This window comes from Pseudomonas sp. P135, assembly GCF_020312125.1.
GTDB classification, from domain to species: domain Bacteria; phylum Pseudomonadota; class Gammaproteobacteria; order Pseudomonadales; family Pseudomonadaceae; genus Aquipseudomonas; species Aquipseudomonas fragariae.
In genome coordinates, this window is sequence record NZ_JAGPYR010000001.1 from 491,338 (window position 1) to 512,912 (window position 21,575).

Consider the following 21,575-nt stretch of genomic DNA (forward strand, 5'->3'; position numbering starts at 1 on the left):
TGGCATAATAGCCGGCTAAATTGCGCGGAGAGGACGTGGGGAGTATCGAGCAAGATCAGCCACCCCACCTTAAACAATGACTTACACTCTATTTGGCATCAAAGCCTGCGACACGATGAAAAAGGCTCGTACCTGGCTCGATGAGCATTCGGCGAGCTACGAATTTCACGACTACAAGACCCAGGGCATCGACCGTGAGCACCTCGAGCAGTGGTGCAATGAACACGGATGGCAGGTTGTGCTGAACCGCGCAGGCACGACCTTTCGCAAGCTCGAAGACGGACAAAAGGCCGATCTCGACCAGGCGAAAGCCATAGAACTGATGCTCGCGCAGCCGTCCATGATCAAGCGCCCGGTGCTTGATCTGGGCGATAAAACCCTGATCGGCTTCAAGCCTGACCTGTATGCAGCGGCTTTACAGTAAGCCAGAGCGCTACTGAAAGCCCCTTGATAAAGCCACGAGGTATTTACATGTCCACCACCCTGTTCAGCCTGGCCTTCGGCGTCGGCACCCAAAATCGTCAAGGCGCATGGCTTGAAGTATTTTATGCTCAGCCTCTGATCAATCCTTCTGCGGAGCTGGTCGCGGCTATCGCACCGGTTCTGGGTTACACCGGCGGCAACCAGGCGATCACCTTTAATGTCGACATGGCCTACAAGCTGGCCGAAGCGGCCAAATCCGTGGACGCGACTCAAGCCGCACTGCTGACTCGTCTGGCCGAAAGCCAGAAGCCACTGGTCGCGACCCTGCTGGCTGAAGACGCCACACTGACGTCGACTCCCGAGGCGTACCTCAAGCTGCATCTGCTGTCGCACCGTCTGGTCAAGCCGCACGGTCTGAACCTGGCAGGTATCTTCCCGCTGCTGCCAAACGTGGCCTGGACCAGCCAGGGCGCGGTCGATCTGGCCGAACTGGCCGAACGTCAGCTCGAAGCACGCCTCAAGGGCGAGCTGCTGGAAGTGTTCTCGGTCGACAAATTCCCGAAAATGACCGATTACGTCGTGCCGAGCGGCGTCCGTATCGCTGACAGCGCTCGCGTGCGCCTTGGCGCCTACATCGGCGAAGGCACCACGGTCATGCACGAAGGCTTCGTCAACTTCAATGGCGGCACCGAAGGCCCGGGCATGATCGAAGGCCGCGTTTCCGCTGGCGTATTCGTCGGCAAGGGCTCGGATCTGGGCGGCGGCTGCTCGACCATGGGTACGCTGTCCGGTGGTGGCAACATCATCATCAAGGTCGGTGAAGGCTGCCTGATCGGTGCCAACGCCGGCATCGGCATCCCGCTGGGTGATCGCAACACCGTTGAGTCGGGCCTGTACGTGACCGCAGGTACCAAAGTCGCGCTGCTCGACGAAAACAATGAGCTGGTCAAGATCGTCAAGGCCCGCGAGCTGGCGGGTCAGACCGACCTGTTGTTCCGTCGCAACTCTCAGACCGGCGCGGTGGAATGCAAAACCCACAAGTCGGCCGTCGAGCTGAACGAAGCACTGCACGCTCATAACTGATGCTGTGTGCGGGTTCAAGGCTGCTGGCTTTGAACCCGCCTCCACACGCTGGACGAACAATGCCCCTCTTCTCTCCCTGGCGTGGCGACTTCCCCGCCATCGCCGCCCTGCAACGGCAAGGCCAGACTTATCTGGACAACGCCGCCACGACGCAAAAGCCCCAGGCGCTGATCGACGCCCTGACTCATTACTATGCCAACGGTGCCGCCAATGTGCATCGTGCCCAGCATCTGCCCGGCGCACACGCCACTCAAGCGTTCGAGGCCAGCCGTGGCAAGGCCGCCCGCTGGCTGAATGCCGGCGAGAACGGCCAGATCATCTTCACTCACGGCGCGACGTCTGCGCTGAACCTGCTGGCCTACGGGCTGGAACATGAATTCGCGGCGGGCGACGAAATCGCCATCAGCGCGCTGGAACATCACGCCAATCTGCTGCCATGGCAGCAACTGGCTCAGCGTCGCGGCCTGAAACTGGTGGTTCTGCCGCTGGATATCGATGGCGTGATCGACTGCGACGCGGCAGCCAACCTGATCGGACCGCGCACACGTCTGCTCGCCGTCACCCAGCTCTCCAACGTGCTCGGCACCTGGCAACCGCTCGCTCGTCTTATCGCACTGGCCAAGACCCAAGGCGCCATTACCGTCGTGGACGGCTCACAGGGCGTGGTGCACGGACGCCACGATGTGCAGGCGCTGGGCTGCGATTTTTATGTGTTTTCCAGCCACAAACTGTATGGCCCGGAAGGACTCGGCGTGCTTTACGGGTGCAACGAGGCGCTGCCCAGCCTCGCGCACTGGCAGTTCGGCGGCGAGATGGTGCTGACAGCCGATTATCAGCACGCGAAATTTCGTCCGGCACCCCTGGGTTTCGAGGCCGGCACCCCGCCCATCGCCAGTGTGATCGGTCTGGGCGCTACGCTGGCCTATCTGGACAGCCTCGATCATCAGGCGGTCGCAGAACATGAAGCCAGACTGCACCGTCGCCTGCTTGAGGGCCTGCAACAGCGTGATGGCATCCAGGTTCTGGGCTCGCCGGATCTGGCACTGGTCAGCTTCGTCGTCGACGATGTTCACAATGCTGATGTGGCTCACCTGCTGACCGAACAGGGCATTGCCGTACGTGCCGGTCATCATTGCGCGATGCCGCTGTTCAAGACCCTTGGCCTACCCGGCGCGATTCGCGTGTCACTGGCGCTGTACAACGATTCGGACGATCTGCTGCAGTTCTTCAGCGCACTGGATCAGGCACTGGAGCTGCTTCGATGAGTCTGCCGCCATTGGCGCAAACTGCGCTCGACAGTTTCTCCCGGCCACAAGGCTGGGAACAGCGCGCACGCCTGCTGATGCAATGGGGTGATCAACTTGCGCCGCTGAGTGACGAAGAAAGGACCGACGACAACCTGGTACACGGTTGTGAAAGCAAGGTCTGGCTGACCGGTGAAGTCAGCGACAATGCCTGGCTGTTTCGGGCCGGCAGTGACGCGCGACTGATTCGCGGTCTGGTGGCGCTGCTGCTGGCGCGGGTCAACGGCCTGTCGGACCGGGAGCTGGCAGCCGTGGATTTACCTGGCTGGTTCAATCAGTTGGGCCTCGCCCGCCAGCTCTCACCCTCGCGCAGCAACGGCCTGAATGCCGTACTGCAGAAGATGCGCCAGCTGACTCAAGCCTGATCGGGTGTTACAAGCGCTGGCTTGATCCGCTCCGAAGGCCGTCGCGTGCCCGCCACCAGCTTGTCTACCGCACGGGTAGCGGCAACCATGCCAAAGGTCGCAGTCACCATCATCACTGCACCGAAACCACCGGCGCAATCGAGCTTTACGCCCTCGCCGACGAATTTCTTTTCCAGACAAATACTGCCATCCGGCTTGGGGTAGCGCAGTTGTTCAGTAGAAAACACGCAAGGCACGCTGTAGTGACGGTTCGGCGTGCGTGAAAAACCATAATCCCGACGCAGGGTCGAGCGCACCTTGGAGGCCAGCGGGTCATTGAACGTGCGGTTCAGGTCGGCGATCTGAATCAGGGTCGGGTCGATCTGCCCCCCCGCCCCGCCGGTGGTGACCATCTGAATCTTGCGCCGCTTGCACCAGGAAATCAGCGCAGCCTTGGCGTTGACGCTGTCGATACAGTCGATGACGAAGTCCATGTCCGGGGTGATGCACTCGGCCATGGTGTCGCGGGTGACGAAATCAGCCACCGCGTGCACGATGCAATCGGGGTTGATCGCGCGGATACGCTCAGCCATCACCTCGACTTTCGACTGGCCAACCGTACTGCTGAGCGCATGCAACTGACGGTTGCTGTTACTGACACAGACATCGTCCATGTCGAACAGCGAAATCTCGCCCACACCACTGCGCGCCATGGCTTCCGCCGCCCAGGAGCCCACCCCGCCGATACCCACCACCGCCACATGGGCCGCGCGCAGGCGTGCCAGCCCTTCGATGCCATATAGACGGGCGATACCAGCGAACCGCGGATCTTCTGCGCTCATGATCAATACCTCAAAAACCGGCGCGCATTATAGGGGTTTGTCGACGGCAAGACACCTGACTTGTTCCCGGCAGGCAAGGTCCTGGTCCGTTGACGAACTGACCCAGAGACTCAAGGGAAGTAAAAAATAATGATTTTAGAACGCGATCAACGCCCACTGCCTAAACGCCATTCCGTTTTTGGAAACGCCCGAGGAAAAGAGTCTAAGCATTGCAAACGGCAATGAACGAGGGCGACTAAGGTTAACCAACGCGAAGGGAACTCGCGGCACCAGTGCAACAAGCATGGAGCACGTTTCACACATGGATGAATATTCAAACAAGGCAGGCACGTGGCTGAAAAACCTGTTCAAAACCAGGTTCAATTATCCGCCCAACTGGCCTGCAATGATCTCTGGCGTGGCCTACGCCCCTTTTCGACCGGGCCAAAGCCCCTACAAACAGATTTTTCCGACGCGTGATCAGATAAGAGAAGACCTGCTGCTACTTCGAAGCATTACACGGAATATAAGAACTTACTCGGTGGAAGGGACATTGATGCATATCCCCGAACTCGCCGAAGCACTGGGCATGAATGTCACGCTTGGCGTGTGGATAACAGAGGATGAAACGCACAATATCGAGGAAATAAATGCAGGGATCGAACTCGCCAACCGTTACTCCAGCGTGCAACGCCTGGTCTTGGGAAATGAAGTCCTGTTTCGTGATGATGTTCCCATCGATCTGCTTATTCACTATCTGCAGACCGCACGACGCGCCGTCAATGTGCCTGTTTCGACCTCCGAGATATGGACACAATGGTACGAGACGCCGGACCTCGTCAGGCATGTCGACTTCATTGCCGCCCATATTTTGCCTTTCTGGGAAGGCGTTTCAGCGCTGGACGCGAGCGCGATCGTTCTGGCACACGCGAACGAACTGAGAACGAGATTCCCCGACAAGCCCCTCATACTTTCGGAGATTGGCTGGCCGAGCAAGGCCATCGCCAAGAGGCGGATGACGACCTTTGACGCAGAGCACTCGATATACCTGCGCAACCAGATTCCATTACTGGATCAGCACGGCCATGACTATTTCGTGATAGAAGCCTTCGACCAGCACTGGAAGACTGAAGAAGGTCTGCCCGGGCCTAATTGGGGTTTGTTCGATGCAAAGCGCAGATTAAAACTGCACGTCAACGGCCCGGTAAAAATGCCGGTCAACATGCTCTCGGAAATACTCAGGCTTATCACCCGCCTTAAACCGGAGTCGTGGCCTGCAGGCGCCTTGATAATCGTGCTGGCTTATTGCGCATTGTCAGGGTTCGGCATGCACTACTCACAGCCACTGCCCGCCTGGCTCGCGCTGCCTGTCGTCTTTATCTGGGCTGCCAGCGTGCTGACTTACATGGGTATCGAAACGCACGAATTCCTCGAAGCCTGCTGGGGACCGGACACCCCACGCTCTTTCAGCCCCGTCCATCGTCCTGTTGGTCCCGCCCCGAAAGTTTCCCTGCATGTTCCGTGCTACAACGAACCTCCGGACATGGTGAAACGGACTCTCGACTCGTTGCAAACGCTGGACTACCCGGACTTCGAGGTGCTGGTTATCGACAACAATACTCAGGACCCGGCCATCTGGAAGCCTATCGAGCGATACTGTCAGCAGCTCGGCCCTCGGTTCCGGTTTTTTCATGTCAGTCCACTTCCCGGATTCAAAGCGGGTGCGCTCAACTACCTCCTGAGACATACCGCTGAAGACGCAGAGGTAGTGGCAGTCATCGACGCTGATTACTGCGTCCATCGACAGTGGCTCAAACATATGGTGCCCCACTTCACGGACCCGAAGGTTGCAGTCATTCAATCGCCGCAGGATTATCGCGACGGTCACGAAAGCCTGTTCAAGTGTTGCTGTCAGGCCGAGTACCGAGGTTTTTTTAACATCGGCATGGTGATCCGTAACAATCACGATGCAATTATCCAGCACGGCACCATGACACTGATCCGCCGATCAGCACTGGACCGACTGGGCTGGGCGGAATGGTGCATATGCGAAGACGCCGAACTTGGCCTGCGTATGCTTGAAAGTGGTTTCTCCACTGGTTACGCCGCTATCAGCTATGGCAAAGGGCTGACTCCCGATACGTTCATGGACTTCAAGAAACAACGATATCGCTGGGCATATGGAGCTATGCAGATCGTCAAGCGGCACGCCGGAAGCCTGATTGCAGGAAATTGCGCGTCCCTGAGCGCGATGCAACGCTACCATTTCATCGCGGGGTGGATGCCGTGGGTGGCAGAAGGAATGAATTATCTGTTAACGCTGGCTGCGTTGGCCTGGTCGATGGCAATGATCCTTAAGCCCGAGACTTTCGGGCCGCTGCCATGGATATTTTCCACGTCGTTGATACTGATGTTTGCCCTGCGCTCGTTCAAGATGATTGTGCTTTACCGGCGGTTGGTCAGCACACACATCAAAGAGGCACTGGCGGCGATACTGGCCGGCATGGCGCTTTATCCGACCTTGGGCAAGGCAGTGCTGGCGGGGCTTTTCACCTCGGCGATGCCTTTCTACAGAACGCCCAAACATACCTCTGCAAACCGGATCGGACAAAACCTGCTCGATGTAAGGGAAGAACTGTCTACCTTGGCGATCTCCTGGATCGCGATTGTGCTTTTGCTCACAGGCAGGGCATCCATCGATACGAATTCCGGTTTCTGGATAACCATGCTGTTCGCACAATCACTCCCTTATCTTGCAGCCATAACCATGGCTATCTTGTCGGCACGCGCAAACCGCCCGGCACTGCCGACAACCTGACATATCCACCGGGCACGATAAACGACGGCCTCAGGTCGTCGTTTTGCTTTAAGATATCCGCCTTTTCGCGCCCAAAGTCTTGCTACCGGAGTTCTGTACATGACGGCCCCAGCCGACCTCTCGCCCACCCTCCAACTCGCCTGCGATCTGATCCGCCGTCCGTCAGTGACGCCGGTCGATGCCGATTGCCAGACCGTGATGATGCAGCGCCTGGGCGATGCCGGCTTCAAGCTGGAGCCAATGCGTATCGAAGACGTCGACAACTTCTGGGCCACCCACGGCACTACCGACGGCCCGGTACTGTGTTTCGCCGGGCATACCGACGTGGTGCCGACCGGGCCGCTGCAGAACTGGCAGAACGACCCGTTCGATGCGTTGATCGACGAGCACGGCATGCTCTGCGGACGCGGCGCGGCAGACATGAAAGGCAGTCTGGCGGCCATGCTGGTGGCGGCCGAACGCTTTGTCGCCGACCACCCTGATCACAAGGGCTCGGTGGCATTTCTGATCACCAGCGACGAAGAAGGCCCGGCGCATCACGGCACCAAAGCCGTGGTCGAACGCCTCGCAGCGCGTAACGAGCGTCTGGACTGGTGCATCGTCGGCGAGCCGTCGAGCACCACGCTGGTCGGCGATGTGGTCAAGAACGGTCGGCGCGGTTCGCTGGGCGCCACGCTGACGGTACGCGGCAAGCAGGGCCATGTCGCTTACCCGCATCTGGCGAAGAATCCGATTCACCTGGCCGCGCCGGCCCTGGCCGAACTGGCCGCCGAGCACTGGGACCACGGTAACGACTTCTTCCCGCCGACCAGCTTCCAGATCTCCAACCTGAACGCTGGCACCGGCGCCACCAATGTCATCCCCGGCGATCTGGTGGCGGTCTTCAATTTCCGTTTTTCCACCGAGTCGACCGTCGAAGGTCTGCAGCAGCGCGTTGCCGATATCCTCGACAGGCATGAACTGGACTGGCACGTGGACTGGGCATTGTCCGGCCTGCCGTTCCTCACCGAACCGGGCGCGTTGCTGGACGCCGTGTCTTCCAGCATCAAAAGCGTCACCGGCCGTGAGACTAAAGCCTCGACCAGCGGCGGAACCTCCGACGGTCGTTTCATCGCCACCCTCGGCACCCAAGTGGTCGAGCTGGGGCCGGTCAACGCAACGATCCATCAGGTCAACGAACGTATTCTGGCCAGCGACCTCGATGTGCTGACCGAGATCTACTACCAGACTCTGGTCAAGTTGCTCGCCTGATGCTGACCTGCCCGATCTGCTCAGCGCCGCTCAGCACTGCCGACAACGGCGTGGTGTGCCCGGCCAATCATCGTTTCGACCGAGCCCGTCAGGGTTATCTGAACCTGTTGCCGGTGCAGCACAAGAACAGCCGCGACCCGGGCGACAATCAGGCCATGGTCGAGGCGCGACGCGATTTTCTCAACGCCGGGCACTACGCGCCGGTAGCCCGGCGACTGGCTGAACTGGCCGCCGAGCGATCCCCCGCGCATTGGCTGGACATCGGTTGTGGCGAAGGTTATTACACCGCGCAGATTGCCGAAGCCTTGCCGCATGCCGATGGCTATGCGCTGGACATCTCCCGCGAGGCGGTCAAACGCGCCTGTCGTCGTGATCCGGCGCTGACCTGGATGGTCGCCAGCATGGCCCGTGTGCCACTTGCGGATGCCAGCTGCCAGTTTCTGGCCAGCGTGTTCAGCCCGCTGGACTGGCAGGAAGCCAAGCGCTTGCTGACCCCAGGCGGCGGGCTGATGCGGGTCGGCCCGACCAATGAGCATCTGATGGAGCTGCGTCAGCGGCTCTATGATGAAGTGCGCGATTACGCCGACGACAAGCACCTGTCGCTGGTGCCGCAAGGCATGCAGTTGCAACACAGCGAAACCCTGCGCTACACGCTGAAGCTGATCGACGGCCAGTCCCGCGCCGATCTGCTGGCCATGACACCGCACGGCTGGCGCGCCAGCGCCGAACGTCGGGCAGCGGTCATCGAGCAACCAGGACCTTTCAAGGTCACCGTTTCCATGCGCTACGATTATTTCGTGCTGCAATAAGCATTCAACAGAGGCCCCCATGCGCCAACCCGATATCGAGATTTACCTGAAAGACGAAGACGTCGATCACAAGGCAATCGCCCAGTGGCTCGGCAAAGCGCTGGGCTTTTGCAGCGAATGGAAGCAGAAAGGCCAGACCTGGAAATGCACCGCGGGCACTGTCGCCGTGACCTGGTTGCCCAGAGCGGTCGGCAAATGGAACAGTCTGCACCTGGACAGCGATCAGACCCCGTGGGAAGACGACATCGCCTGTGCTCGCGCCGCATTCAAGGCATTGAACGTCGAAGTACGTTGCGCCCCGGGCACCTGGGTTGAAGAAGAAAGCGACGAGACGGCCGACCGCTGGATACGCGTGAGTGCCGACGGCGAGGAAGAGATTACCTGGCGAACCGCGTAGGATTTTTCGCCGCGACGCTCCTGATATGTGCCGTCGTCAGGTGAGCCCGGCTCGGCAAGCGGTCATTCAGACGTGATCCGTTCAGCGCGCGCACCGGCGCTTTTGCCGATCGCTTCGGGATACGTCACACTGGCGCCCATCCAGGGCAGCCTCCCGCCCCTCACTCAGCAGAAGCCGTATGACCCGTTCTCCGTTCCGTCGCCTTGTGTTCGGCACCCTGCGCCGTTTGTTGTATCTCTGGGTTCGCTCGGAAACCATCAATCAATCGTCTTTTACGCTGAATCTGGACCGCAGCCGCCCGGTGTTCTATGCGCTGCAATCGCCGTCGATCAGCGATCTGGCAGTGATCGACACAGAATGCCGCAAGGCTGGTCTGCCTCGTCCGGTGCTGTCGGTAGCGGTCGGCAACCTGATCGAGCCGGCCGCATTCTTTTACCTGACCCCCTCCCCCGACTGGCTCGGTCGCCAGGACAAGCGTGGTGCGCCTCCGACGCTGGAGCGTGTGGTCGCAGCCGTCAGCCAGAACCCCGGCGAAGACGCGCAGATCATCCCGGTGAGCGTGTTCTGGGGCCAGTCGCCTGACCGCGAGTCCAGTGCCTGGAAGCTGCTGTTTGCCGACAGCTGGGCGGTGACCGGCCGCTTACGTCGCCTGGTCAGCATTCTGATTCTGGGCCGCAAGACCCGCGTGCAGTTTTCCGCGCCTATCCACATGCGCGAACTGGTGGGTGAAAACAAAGGTTACGAACTGACCCTGCGCATGACCCAACGTCTGCTGCGCGTGCACTTTCGCAACCTGAAAAGTGCCGTGATCGGTCCCGACGTTTCGCACCGGCGCACGGTGGTCAAAGGTCTGCTGGACGAGCCGCTGGTCAAGCAGGCGATCATCGAAGAAGCCGAGCGTGAACACATCACCCAGGAAAAGGCGCGGGAACGGGCGCTGAGCTACGGCAACGAGATCGCCTCGGACTACACCTATTCAGTGATCCGCTTCATGGAAGTGGTGCTCAGCTGGTTCTGGAACAAGATCTACGACGGCATCAAGGTCAGCCACATCGAAGGCGTTCAGGAAGTCGCGCCGGGACATGAGGTCATTTATGTCCCCTGCCACCGCAGCCATATCGATTACCTGCTGCTGTCTTACCTGCTGTTTCGCAACGGCCTCACGCCGCCGCACATTGCTGCGGGCATCAACCTGAATATGCCTGTGGTCGGCGGCCTGCTGCGACGTGGCGGGGCATTTTTCATGCGCCGCACGTTCAAGGGCAACCCGCTGTATACGGCGGTGTTCACCGAATACCTGCACACGCTGTTCATCAAGGGCTTTCCGGTCGAATACTTTGTCGAAGGCGGTCGCTCGCGCACCGGGCGCATGCTGCAACCGAAAACCGGCATGCTTGCCATTACCCTGCGCAGCTTTCTGCGCAACTCGCGGATGCCTATCGTCTTCATCCCGGTGTACATCGGTTACGAGCGCGTACTGGAAGGCCGTACTTATCTGGGCGAACTGCGCGGAGCAACCAAGAAGAAAGAGTCGATCTTCGATATCTTCAAAGTCATCGGCGCGCTGAAGCAGCGCTTCGGCCAGGTCTCGGTGAACTTCGGTGCGCCGATCAAACTGGCCGAGTTTCTCGATGGCGAACAACCGGACTGGCGCGAACAGCAACTGGACCCGCAATTTCGCCCCGAATGGCTGAGCGAGACCACGCACCGTCTGGGCGAGCGTGTGGCTCAGCACCTGAACGAAGCCGCTGCCGTCAACCCGATGAACCTGGTTGCCGTGGCGTTATTGTCGACGCAAAGACTGGCGCTGGACGATCAGGCCATGGAGCGGGTTCTCGACCTGTACCTGACCCTGCTGCGCGCCGTGCCTTATTCTCCGCACACGACGTTGCCGGAAGGTGATGGCCGCTCATTGATCGAGCATGTCAAAGGCATGGACCTGCTCGCCGAGCAAAAAGACGCGCTGGGCAAAATTCTGTACCTGAACGAACAGAATGCGGTGCTGATGACCTATTACCGCAACAACGTCCTGCACATCTTCGCCCTGCCCTCGCTGCTGGCGAGCTTTTTCCAGAGCTCGTCGCGCATGACCCGTGAACAGATCCTGCGCTACACACGTGCGCTGTATCCGTTCCTGCAATCGGAATTGTTCATTCGCTGGCCGCTGAACGAGCTGGATGACGTGGTCGATCAGTGGCTGGCCGCGTTCGTGGAACAAGGTCTGTTGCGCTTCAAAAAGGACGCCTACGTGCGCCCGGAGCCCAGTTCCCGCGAGTTCGTACTGCTGACGCTGTTGTCGCGCGCCATCGCCCAGACCCTGCAGCGCTTCTACATGGCGATTGCCTTGTTGCTCAACAGCGGGCAGAACACGCTGAGCCCCGAGCAGCTTGAGGACCTGTGCACGGTCATGGCCCAGCGCCTGTCGATTCTGCATGGCCTCAATGCGCCAGAGTTCTTCGACAAGAGCCTGTTCCGGCACTTCATCCAGACCCTGCTGGACCTGGGCGTACTGCGCAAGGACAGTGCCGGCAAGCTGAGCTATCACCCGATGCTGGGCGAACTGGCAGAAGGTGCGGCCAAGCGGGTATTGCCTGCCGAAATCCGTCTTTCGATACGGCAAGTAGCCTTGCACAGCAATGAAGAGGAGCAGGAAGCGGGAACCGATCAAGGCGCAGCGTAGGGATTTTCCGCAATTAGCCGGGGATCTTTAGACGAGTGTTTTATGCTCCCCGGCAGTTGCTAAGGTGTGGTTTGTGCCAATGACTGACCCACACTCAATAAGGAAATTGAAATGTCCAGCGAACCCCTAGTACGCCTTCAGGGTGAAGTTTATTACCTGCCACGCATCCTGCTGCCAGCGGGCTGCAAACTGACTGTCACCCTGAGTGACATCAGCCTTGCTGATGTTCTGGCCCCTGTCATCGACGTCAGCGAAACACACATTACCAGCCAGGTGCCATTGCCGTTTGAACTGGGCTATGCCGCAGATCGCTACCCCATTCAGGGTCGCAGCTACGCACTGTCGGCACGCATCGAACATGACGGCAAACTTATCTGGATCAACGACACTGTTCATCCTGTTGAACTGACCAACCAGGACCAGAGCGGCCTGAAGATCAAGGTCATTCAGGCAGCCGGCTAATCCGTTCAACACTGCTTGCTCCCTTCAACGGCGCGCCTTCACGCGCCGTTGTCGTTTCACAAGGCTTCATCACCCCCGACATCGATTGACGTGCATCGCTCACGGGCGCAAGTGCCTGTTGCGACTTCCTGATACGCTTGATCACGCACCGCACCACTATCGACCCGGGTTCAGGTCAGAACCCACTTCAACAAGGAAGCTCTCATGCCTCGTTTTTCCTTCACCCTGGCCGGCCTGTGCGCTGGCCTTCTGCTGTCGGCCAACGTCTTCGCCCTGTCGCTGAGCGACCTCTCGCAATCGGACGCGACCGGAGGACTCAAAGATGCCCTGACTCAAGGCGCACAGGTCGCCGTCAAACAGCTCGGCGTGCCCGGTGGCTTCAGCAAAAATGAAGAGGTACGTATCGAGCTGCCGGGCAAACTCGGCCAGATCGCGAAAAAAATGAAAATGCTCGGCATGGGCACTCAGGTCGATCAGCTGGAAACCAGCATGAATCAGGCCGCCGAAGCTGCCGTGCCTCAAGCTCAGGCCCTGCTTGTAGACGCAGTGAAAAAGATGAGCGTAACCGACGCCAAGGCCATTCTCGGCGGTGGCAAGGACTCGGCCACCCAGTACCTGAGCAGCACCAGCCGCGAGCAGATCCGCGCCAAGTTCCTGCCTATCGTCAAGAAGTCCACCGATCAGGTGGGCCTGGCCCAGAAGTACAACGCCTTTGCCGGCAAAGCGGCAGCACTTGGCGCGCTTGACAGCAAAAATGCCAACCTTGAAGGCTACGTGACCGAGCAAGCGCTGAACGGGCTGTTCGAAATGATCGCCAAACAGGAAGAAAGCATTCGCGCCAACCCTGCTGCCGCCGCTACGGGCCTGGCGAAGAAAGTGTTTGGCGCACTTTGAGTGCGGGATTCGCGCCTGTATTTACAGGCGCATCTGCGTTTGATTCGGGCTCAGGCCGTCGACGATAGGCGCTATGCACCGCTCTCGTCTGTGGCTGCCTTGGGCTTCAAGGCTTTCTTCGGGTAAATGTCGTAGCGGCTGGATTTGCCGTCCAGCGCATAGCCCGGCTTAAGGCCGTCGATGCAGGGGGCCTTGCGCGGGCGTTTGACCACCACGCGGTGGGTGGCAAGCGCCAGCGCGGCTTCCAGCAAGGCTGGCGCGTCCATGTCATCACCGACCAGCGGCCGGAACAGGCGCATTTCCTTTTTCACCAGGGCGGTCTTCTCCCGATGCGGGAACATCGGGTCCAGGTAGATCACCTGGGGCGGCTCGCCTGTCCAGGCGCGGATGAGGTCGATCGAGTTGCCGGTCAACAGGCGCATCCGGGCAATGATCGAACCGACGTCACGATCACCGCGCCCGCGGGCCAGACCATCCTCCAGCAATGCAGCGATGATCGGCTGACGCTCGATCAGGCTCATGTCGCAACCGAGACTTGCCAGCACGAACGCATCCTTGCCAAGCCCTGCCGTTGCATCCAGCACGCTGGGGCGAATGCCTGGCTGAATACCAACCGCCTTGGCAATCATCTGCCCGGTCCCACCACCGAACAGTCGCCGATGAGCCACTGCGCCCTCGACAAAATCGACACGTACCGCGCCTGGCGCATCATCGCCCAATTGCTGCAACTGCAGCCCTTCGTCAGTAAGCTGCAGTGCAAAATCAGCGTGCGCATCGGTCAACGGCAGGCCCAGGCGCTGCGCCCATTGCGCCGCCTGCTCCTGTCCGCCAACGGCCAGGGCTTCGACCCGGATACGACTGCCTGCTTGCTGCTCAATCATTGCGTTTACACACTCAAAAATTGTTAATGTTCGGCAAAGCCTGCCGATAACCAAGTATCCGGCATTTTGCCAGACCCAAGGCCAGTACTGATCGCTATGTCAGAGATTGTTCAATCATCCATCGGCTATTTGTCGCACTCAGGCGACTTTAGCGTACGCAACAGCCGCACACTGGGTGGTGTGACGCAGCTGTGGTCGGATGCATTTGCCCGGGCGATGGCGGATCAGGTCAGTGAAAGCGCTTCAGTCCCCGTGCACCCGACGGCCGTTGAGGTGGATGTAGAAACAGGCGAACCGGTCGCTGGCGCAAAAACCCTGAGCAAGATCGTCGAGCAACGTACCTGCCCGGTCACCGACACCGAGGTCAAGCCTCCAGAGCCGCTGTTCCTGCCGATTGCCGAGTTTGACCTCGATCTTCTGCCTCCACCTGCAGAACCGTTCAGCATGGCTGAAATGATCGAACAGCAACGCCATCTGGAGTTCGAGAGCCACTGGGTACGCCCTACCGTTCTGAATCCTTATGACGATAGCGTCAAACCAGGCCCTGGCCCGCAGCCACGCCCGCTGCATCTGCCGATTGCCGAATTCGAATGGGAACTGGCCGACAAGCCTGCCCTGCCCCTGGATGAGCAGACCATCGCCGCCCAACAACGCCAGTTCGACTACGAGAACGGCTGGGCACGCCCGCTGATCCTGCAAAACCTGCGGATGGCGGCATAAGCCCCGAACGCTTCCTGCCGGCAGCTTACCGCGGCTTTACCTGCACACCGACCAGCGCCCCATGTCGACGTGAAAATGATCGCGATGCGCCGCGTTGTACTCAGGCCCGAGCACCGTACTGAAATTTTTGCAGGCACCGTCACGCAACAGCCTCAGAAAACGCCCCTTGTCCCCATCATCGTTCCAGTCCTTTAGAACACCGATGCGCTGACCGTCTGCCAGGCGAAAACCTGCCATGTCCAGCGCATTGGCCGTGGCATGCTGGCTGAGCCGAGCGTTGGTGCGGTTATAGATATTGCGGCAGGCAAAGCTGCCCAAGTGATCGATCCGCGCTACCCGCTGGCCGAAAACGGCCTGGGCGGCAGGCTGCAACGTGTGGATATCAAATAGCGCATAGGCGACCGCCAATGGGCAACTGGCCAGAAAGCTGCTGCTCAGCGCCACGTCGCCACCCTGGATACGCAGGGTATTTTGCAGAGGGCAACGAGCAGACGGATCACTGTCGGCCTGGCGACTGAAACGCAACCCCGACGAACTCAGCACCTGATCGCACAGTGCGGGATCGTTCTGCAATCGCGATAGCTTGTAAGCCGTCAGAAAGTTGGGCTCGGCCCGCACATCCAGTGGCGCCCATGGGTTCCAGCGCTCGGGGACATCGACCCAGCCACGCCAGACTGCCAACGCAGCCATTGCACAGAGCAACAGGAATACCAGAAGCACGCGCATGCTCAACCCTTGACCAGGGCAACAGAGGCGAACCGCAAGAGGCGTTTGTAAACAGGGGCAACACAGCGCAGTTGCGCATCCATAAGCGTGCTCTCCGCAAGGCCAGGCTTTTTCAGCCCACACCTGGAAGACCTCAGAGCAAGCCCAACTGTTCCACCTGAGGCCCGCGATCCAGTTCGAACAATGCCGGCAAGCCCGGCAATCGCGCCATCAGTTGCTGGTGAAAGCGCATGGCCTGCTCGGCAGCCCTGATGTTGTCCGGAGTGTGCAGGAAGACATACGGCGTGCGCCCCTCTTCAATCCACACGGCGACCTTTTCCACCCACTGCAGCAGAAACTGATCGTTGGCCTCCAGGTCCGGACCGCCGATGAAGCGCACTTGGGGAAACAGCGTCAGCGCAGCCGGACGAGGCGGCACCTTGGGCTTTTTCGATTGGGCGTGCAGGACTGCAGGATCACTCGAGACACAGCTGAACAATGCCCGCGAATCGAGGCAGATGCGCTCGACGCCTCGGTCCAGCAACAGGCGATTGAGCATGCGCTCTTCGTCACCTTTCATGAAGAAAGCCATGTTGCGCACTTCCACTGCTACAGACACCTTGAGCTCGTCAAGAAAACCGGCCAGTTCGGCCAGGCGCTGCGGTGTGAAGCTGGCGGGCAACTGCAGCCAGAACGGCGCGACCCGTCTGCCCAGAGGCGCAAGCAGGCGAATGAATTCCCCAGCGGCGCCCACCTGCTCACGAAGGTCGCCGTTGTGACTGATGTCTTTATGGAATTTGGCGGTGAAGCGAAAATCGTCGGGCATTATTTCTGCCCAGCGCTGCACCGTAGTGGCGGCGGGACGGGCATAGAACGTGGTGTTGCCTTCGACAGCGTTGAACACCTGAGTGTAGAGGTTCAGGAAATCATTGGGGCGGGCATCTTCGGGGTACAGCGAATCTCGCCAGGCGTTTTCACTCCATGACGGACAACCGAGGTAGTAAGGCAGACGAAACACAATCAGACGTGCAGATCGAGCCCCGATACTTCAAGGTCCCAATCGACAAAACTGGCAGTGGCCATATAACTGGCCAGCGCGTGGGCGACACGAGAGCTCATGGAGCGCGGGAAAATGATGTCTTGCGGACGCGCAGGTACGTTGGCAGTGCTGCCAATCGTTGGATCACCCGTTTCACGGCGAGCGCGCGCTGGTGGCGGCGGCAGCTCGGCATCAACCACGACTTCCTCAAAAGAACCTTCGACCGTCGAAGGTGTTTTCTGCGGCTTTCGCTTGATGGGGTACGAGCGTGATGAGGTTCCGTCTATGCGCATCGATTATGTACTCGGCGTCGATAGTAGCAATTTAGCGTTACTGCCTTGTAGTTCGCAAATCGCGTAACGATAACTAGACCACATATCTTGCAACTTGTTATCGCCAAATGAGATTAAAGACCATTCAGACGATAAACGGTAGATGGCAAACTGATATTTTTCCAGCATTGGCTGATGCTGGCGAGTATTGAAAGACGTGTTCATGACGAATCAGACGATTGCGCGGGTCCTGAACTCATTCAATCAACGTGCTTTAGGTGTAGCGACCTTGTCGCGCAGGTAGACCGGCTGAGCGTCATCCGCAGGCAGGGCTTCGCCGCGGTGCCAGGCGAAGGTCGCCAGTGTCAACAGATCCTGCGCGTGCGGCAGCATGGCCGCATCATGGCCTGCCAGGCTGAGCGGAATACGCTCTGCATAGCCCCAGCCCGTACCGGCACCAAACCATTGCCCGCTGGCGTGCGCAGGCAGCGTGGCCAATTCGGGCGCCATGACAGCTTCGTCGCCCAACAGACGCATCTCTCCGGCGCGCTCGTGATAGCAACCCCAGTACACCTCGTCCATGCGTGCATCGATGGCCGAGGCCACTTGCGACACGCCGTGCTCGCGCAAGGCGCGCTGCGCCAGCACGGCGAGGTTCGACACGGGCAGCACCGGACGCTCAAGGGCGAATGCCAGGCCTTGCACGACGCCGATGGCAATACGCACACCGGTGAACGCACCGGGACCGCGGCCGAAAGCAATGGCGTCCAGCGCCGACATGGCAATGCCCGCCTCGGCCAGCAGGCTTTTGATCATGGGCAGCAGCCGCTGGGCGTGCAGGCGCGGGATCACCTCGTAGTGGCTCAGTACTTTGCCGTCATGCAGCAAAGCGACCGAGCAGGCTTCAGTGGCGGTGTCCAGGGCCAGCAAGGTGGTCATCGGTGTTTCCGTCGTGGTCAATGTGAAAAAGTGCAGCAGTATAAATGACAAATGGCCCGCAAGCGGGCCATTTATTGTTCAGCCTGCGAGCCTCAGCTCAAGGCTTTCAGTACTTTTGCAGTGATGTCCTCAACCGAGCCGACGCCCGGGATATGGCTGCACTTGGGCTTGCCGTTCTTCGCTTCCAGCTGGCTGTAGAACTCGACCAGCGGCTTGGTCTGCGCGTGGTACACGGACAGGCGATGACGCACGGTCTCTTCGACGTCGTCCTTGCGCTGCAGCAGCGGTTCGCCGGTCACATCATCGATACCTTCGACCTTCGGCGGATTGAAGATAGTGTGGTAGATGCGCCCGGAACCTTCGTGAACCCGGCGGCCGGACATGCGCTTGACGATTTCTTCGTCATCGACCGCGATTTCCAGCACATGGTCGATTTCCAGACCGGCGTTCAACAGGGCTTCGGCCTGTGGAATGGTGCGCGGGAAGCCATCGAACAGCACGCCGTTCGCGCAGTCCGGCTCAGCCAGACGGTCCTTGATCAGGCCGATGATCAGGTCATCGGAAACCAGACCGCCTGAGTCCATGACGCTCTTGGCCTTCAGGCCCAGCTCGGTTTCAGCCTTGACTGCAGCGCGCAGCATGTCGCCTGTCGAAACCTGCGGGATGCCGAACTTTTCAGTGATGAATTTTGCCTGAGTACCTTTACCGGCCCCGGGAGCTCCCAGCAGAATCACGCGCATCGTCATGCTCCTCAAATTTTTTATAGTGAAATCATCGGATTCGCCTCGGGGGCCAATCTAAAAAATGAATCAGGCCAATAGGCCGAAAGGCTGATCAAGATACACAGCAGACCGAGGCCGCACAAGCCGCCGAAAGTCGCAGTAACCGCAGGCGTACCGGCTTGCCGGCCTTGATTTCAGAGTGACATGACCTATATCAACGTTTCAGGCAGACCCGCCTGGAAAACCCGCGCTGGCCATCGCCGGACCGAAAAGGCCCGACGATGACATTGGCCGGATCCATCAGCCCGTGTTGCGCAGACCGGCAGCAATCCCCGCTACAGACACCAGCAGCGCCAGTTCCAGAGGACTGTCCAGACTGGCTTCACGATTACGCGAGCGCGACAGCAGCTCCGCCTGAAGCAAATGCAACGGGTCAAGGTAGGTGTTGCGCAGACTGATGAATTCCAGCGTTTCAGGGCTGTGGGCCAGCAGTTGCGTCTGCCCGGTCAGCCCCAGAACCACATTGCACGCCTGCGACAATAGGTCGCGTAAATGTGCGCCCAAATGTTGCAGCTCAGCACTGACCAGACGTTCGTCGTAGAGTCGGGCGATGTCCGCATCGGCTTTGGCAAGGACCATTTCCAGCATGTCGATGCGCGTTCTGAAGAACGGCCACTGCTCACGCATCTGCGCCAGCACCTCGCCTTCGCCGCGCTCCAGCGCCTTGCTCAGTGCGGCCTCCCAACCCAGCCAGGCGGGCAGCATCAGACGCGTCTGCGTCCAGGCGAAGATCCACGGAATGGCACGAAGACTTTCTACACCGCCCTCGCGGCGCTTGGCCGGACGACTGCCAAGTGGCAAGCGCCCCAGCTCCTGCTCGGGCGTCGCCTGACGGAAATACTCGACGAATTCGGGATTCTCGCGCACCACCGCTCGGTAGGCACTGACCCCGTCGTCGGCCATCTGGTCCATCATCGTCCGCCACGCTGGCTGCGGAGGTGGCGGTGGCAACAGGGTCGCTTCCAGCACGGCAGCCAGATACAGATTGAGGTTCTGCTCGGCGATGTCCGGCAGACCGAATTTGAAACGAATCATTTCCCCTTGCTCGGTGGTCCGGAAACGCCCGGCCACAGAACCCGGCGGCTGCGACAGAATCGCCGCGTGCGCGGGACCGCCTCCACGACCGACTGTACCGCCGCGACCGTGGAACAGCAGCAATTCGACCTGCTGCTCGCGGCAGATCTCCACCAGCCTTTCCTGAGCGCGGTACTGCGCCCAGGCCGCCGCAGTGGTGCCGGCATCCTTGGCCGAGTCGGAATAGCCGATCATCACCTCTTGCGGGCCGTGCAGACGCGAGCGATAGCCCGGCAGCCCGAGCAGCGTCTCGATCACCGGCCCGGCGTTATCCAGGTCGGCCAGGGTCTCGAACAGCGGCACCACACGCATGGGCCGCTGCAGCCCGGATTCCTTGAGCAGCAGTTGCACGGCCAGCACATCCGAAGCCGAGCCGGCCATCGAGATGACATAGGACCCCAGCGACGCGGCCGGGGCGGCCGCCACCTCGCGGCAGGTTGCGAGAACCTCTGCGGTATCGGCGGCCGGTTTGAAGTAGCTCGGCAGCAGCGGCCTGCGGTTATTCAATTCACGCAATAGAAAGTCGATGCGGGTCTGCTCATCCCACTCTTCGTAGCGCCCCAGCCCCAGATAATCAGTGATTTCGGTCATCGCTGCGCAGTGACGGCTGGAATCCTGGCGAACATCCAGACGCACCAGGAACAGGCCGAATGTGACCGCACGACGCAGGCAATCCAGAAGCGGGCCGTCGGCGATGACACCCATGCCGCATTCGTGCAGCGACTGGAAGCACAGCAGCAGCGGGTCGAGCAGTTCACGGTTGTCTCGCAGCACCGCTTCCGGCGCAGGCAGGGTTTCGCTCAGTGAGGCATTGGCCCAGTTGCGCGTCGCGCGCAAGCGCTCGCGCAGGCGTTTGAGTTCTGCCCGATAGGGTTCGGCGCTGTCACCCACGCTGGCACGCAGAGCGTCGCTGGCCTGCTGCATCGACAGTTCTGCGGCGAGATTGTCCACGTCACGCAGGTACAGGTCAGCGGCCATCCAGCGCGCCAGCAATAGCACTTCGCGGGTGACAGCGGCGGTGACATTCGGGTTGCCGTCGCGGTCGCCGCCCATCCAGGAGGCAAAACGGATCGGCGCGGCTTCCAGGGGCAGATGCAGACCGGTGGCCGCATGCAGCGCATGGTCTGCCTTGCGCAGGTAGTTTGGAATGGCGTGCCAGAGGGAATGTTCGATGACCGCGAAACCCCATTTGGCTTCATCGACCGGGGTGGGTCGGATGCGCCGGATCTCTTCGGTATGCCAGGCCTCGGCAATCAGCCGCTGCAGGCGCGAAGTAATCTGTGTGCGCTCGATGCTATTGAGATCGCGATGATCAAGTGCAGCCAGCTGCGCTGCGATGGCGTCGTATTTCTGAATCAGCGTGCGACGTGCCACTTCGGTCGGGTGCGCAGTCAGCACCAGGTCGATTTCCAGCTTGCTGAGCTGGCGTGCCAGGGCATCAGGTGAGTGGCCTTCGGCCTTGAGGCGATCAAGCAGTTCGGGCAGTACTCGCGACTCGAATGGCAGCGGCTGTTTATCATCGCGGCGGTGCATGAGCTGATATTGCTCGGCAATATTGGCCAGGTTGAGAAACTGGTTGAACGCACGCGCCACCGGCAGCAGCTCATCATCACCCAGCCCGTCGACGCTGGAGCTGAGTTGCTCGGCCCCTTCTGCGGAACCGCGCCTGCCCGCTTTGGCACCTTTGCGAATACGCTCGATCTTGTCGAGAAATTCCGCACCTCGCTGCTCGCGAATCGTATTCCCCAACAGCTCACCCAACAGGTGAACGTCTTCGCGCAGACGCGCATCGATATCGGCCATCGTTCCTCTCCCGTTTTTTATCTGGGCTCAGTTGCGTACCCGCTCGGTAGCACGGGCGTACGTGAATTCGAATC

Annotated in this window: 20 protein-coding genes; 12 read left to right on the forward strand and 8 right to left on the reverse strand. The window is 60.0% G+C overall.

Annotation, left to right across the window (positions count from 1 at the left end; genetic code table 11):
* Positions 1-76: 76 nt before the first annotated feature.
* From KBY08_RS02150 to KBY08_RS02165, 4 genes are read left to right on the forward strand one after another with little or no spacing between them, the layout of a single operon-like run.
* A complete protein-coding gene (locus tag KBY08_RS02150; RefSeq protein ID WP_003314287.1) occupies positions 77-424 on the forward strand; it encodes an ArsC family reductase in 348 nt (115 codons plus the stop codon).
* Positions 425-471: 47 nt separating this feature from the next.
* Positions 472-1,506, forward strand: a complete 1,035-nt coding sequence (gene dapD / locus KBY08_RS02155) for a 2,3,4,5-tetrahydropyridine-2,6-dicarboxylate N-succinyltransferase (protein WP_024639898.1) — start codon at positions 472-474, stop codon at positions 1,504-1,506.
* A 59-nt stretch (positions 1,507-1,565) separates the two neighbouring features.
* Positions 1,566-2,771 (forward strand): aminotransferase class V-fold PLP-dependent enzyme, encoded by a 1,206-nt coding sequence (locus KBY08_RS02160; protein WP_024639897.1) that lies wholly within the window; start codon positions 1,566-1,568, stop codon positions 2,769-2,771.
* Positions 2,768-3,175 carry a SufE family protein gene (locus KBY08_RS02165; protein WP_024639896.1) on the forward strand — a complete coding sequence of 136 codons (408 nt, stop codon included), beginning with the start codon at positions 2,768-2,770 and terminating at the stop codon, positions 3,173-3,175. The genes KBY08_RS02160 and KBY08_RS02165 overlap by 4 nt, the downstream gene beginning before the upstream one ends.
* Here KBY08_RS02165 and tcdA read toward each other — a convergent pair.
* On the reverse strand, positions 3,166-3,996 hold the full coding sequence (gene tcdA / locus KBY08_RS02170) for a tRNA cyclic N6-threonylcarbamoyladenosine(37) synthase TcdA (protein WP_004406281.1): 831 nt from the start codon (positions 3,994-3,996) through the stop codon (positions 3,166-3,168). The genes KBY08_RS02165 and tcdA overlap by 10 nt on opposite strands.
* A 301-nt stretch (positions 3,997-4,297) precedes the next feature.
* Here tcdA and KBY08_RS02175 point away from each other — a divergent pair, with 301 nt between their 5' ends.
* From KBY08_RS02175 to KBY08_RS02205, 7 genes are all read left to right on the forward strand, one after another.
* Positions 4,298-6,793 carry a glycosyltransferase family 2 protein gene (locus KBY08_RS02175; protein WP_080278052.1) on the forward strand — a complete coding sequence of 832 codons (2,496 nt, stop codon included), beginning with the start codon at positions 4,298-4,300 and terminating at the stop codon, positions 6,791-6,793.
* 99 nt (positions 6,794-6,892) lie between these two features.
* Complete coding sequence (gene dapE / locus KBY08_RS02180; protein WP_003409292.1) at positions 6,893-8,044, forward strand: succinyl-diaminopimelate desuccinylase; 1,152 nt, start codon at positions 6,893-6,895, stop codon at positions 8,042-8,044.
* Positions 8,044-8,853 carry a putative RNA methyltransferase gene (locus tag KBY08_RS02185; RefSeq protein WP_004406286.1) on the forward strand — a complete coding sequence of 270 codons (810 nt, stop codon included), beginning with the start codon at positions 8,044-8,046 and terminating at the stop codon, positions 8,851-8,853. Before dapE ends, KBY08_RS02185 begins: the two co-directional genes overlap by 1 nt.
* 19 nt (positions 8,854-8,872) lie before the next feature.
* The gene (locus KBY08_RS02190) at positions 8,873-9,250 is read left to right on the forward strand and encodes a hypothetical protein (protein WP_011266966.1); all 378 of its coding nucleotides are present in this window, start codon (positions 8,873-8,875) and stop codon (positions 9,248-9,250) included.
* A gap of 178 nt (positions 9,251-9,428) precedes the next feature.
* Positions 9,429-11,930, forward strand: a complete 2,502-nt coding sequence (plsB, locus tag KBY08_RS02195; RefSeq protein WP_004406292.1) for a glycerol-3-phosphate 1-O-acyltransferase PlsB — start codon at positions 9,429-9,431, stop codon at positions 11,928-11,930.
* Between the two features lie 111 nt (positions 11,931-12,041).
* Entirely contained in the window at positions 12,042-12,392 is a 351-nt protein-coding gene (locus tag KBY08_RS02200; RefSeq protein WP_004406295.1) for a YbaY family lipoprotein, read from the forward strand.
* A 204-nt stretch (positions 12,393-12,596) separates the two neighbouring features.
* Entirely contained in the window at positions 12,597-13,286 is a 690-nt protein-coding gene (locus KBY08_RS02205) for a DUF4197 domain-containing protein (RefSeq protein WP_024651763.1), read from the forward strand.
* Between the two features lie 71 nt (positions 13,287-13,357).
* Here the strand turns inward: KBY08_RS02205 and KBY08_RS02210 are convergent, their stop codons facing one another.
* Complete coding sequence (locus KBY08_RS02210; protein WP_011266962.1) at positions 13,358-14,167, reverse strand: class I SAM-dependent methyltransferase; 810 nt, start codon at positions 14,165-14,167, stop codon at positions 13,358-13,360.
* A 96-nt stretch (positions 14,168-14,263) separates the two neighbouring features.
* Here KBY08_RS02210 and KBY08_RS02215 point away from each other — a divergent pair, with 96 nt between their 5' ends.
* On the forward strand, positions 14,264-14,887 hold the full coding sequence (locus KBY08_RS02215; protein WP_004406299.1) for a hypothetical protein: 624 nt from the start codon (positions 14,264-14,266) through the stop codon (positions 14,885-14,887).
* Positions 14,888-14,923: 36 nt separating this feature from the next.
* Here KBY08_RS02215 and KBY08_RS02220 read toward each other — a convergent pair whose 3' ends face one another.
* The 6 genes from KBY08_RS02220 to ppc form a co-directional block, all read right to left on the reverse strand.
* Positions 14,924-15,613 carry an extensin family protein gene (locus KBY08_RS02220; protein ID WP_004406300.1) on the reverse strand — a complete coding sequence of 230 codons (690 nt, stop codon included), beginning with the start codon at positions 15,611-15,613 and terminating at the stop codon, positions 14,924-14,926.
* Positions 15,614-15,746: 133 nt separating this feature from the next.
* Positions 15,747-16,610: a DUF72 domain-containing protein gene (locus KBY08_RS02225; RefSeq protein ID WP_032656414.1), complete on the reverse strand. Its 864-nt coding sequence runs from the start codon at positions 16,608-16,610 to the stop codon at positions 15,747-15,749.
* A gap of 2 nt (positions 16,611-16,612) precedes the next feature.
* Positions 16,613-16,924 carry a hypothetical protein gene (locus tag KBY08_RS02230; RefSeq protein WP_011266960.1) on the reverse strand — a complete coding sequence of 104 codons (312 nt, stop codon included), beginning with the start codon at positions 16,922-16,924 and terminating at the stop codon, positions 16,613-16,615.
* A 243-nt stretch (positions 16,925-17,167) separates the two neighbouring features.
* Positions 17,168-17,842: a tRNA (adenosine(37)-N6)-threonylcarbamoyltransferase complex dimerization subunit type 1 TsaB gene (tsaB, locus tag KBY08_RS02235; protein WP_032656412.1), complete on the reverse strand. Its 675-nt coding sequence runs from the start codon at positions 17,840-17,842 to the stop codon at positions 17,168-17,170.
* Between the two features lie 92 nt (positions 17,843-17,934).
* Complete coding sequence (gene adk / locus KBY08_RS02240; RefSeq protein ID WP_024639887.1) at positions 17,935-18,582, reverse strand: adenylate kinase; 648 nt, start codon at positions 18,580-18,582, stop codon at positions 17,935-17,937.
* Between the two features lie 282 nt (positions 18,583-18,864).
* Positions 18,865-21,501 (reverse strand): phosphoenolpyruvate carboxylase, encoded by a 2,637-nt coding sequence (gene ppc, locus KBY08_RS02245; RefSeq protein WP_011266958.1) that lies wholly within the window; start codon positions 21,499-21,501, stop codon positions 18,865-18,867.
* Positions 21,502-21,575: the final 74 nt, after the last annotated feature.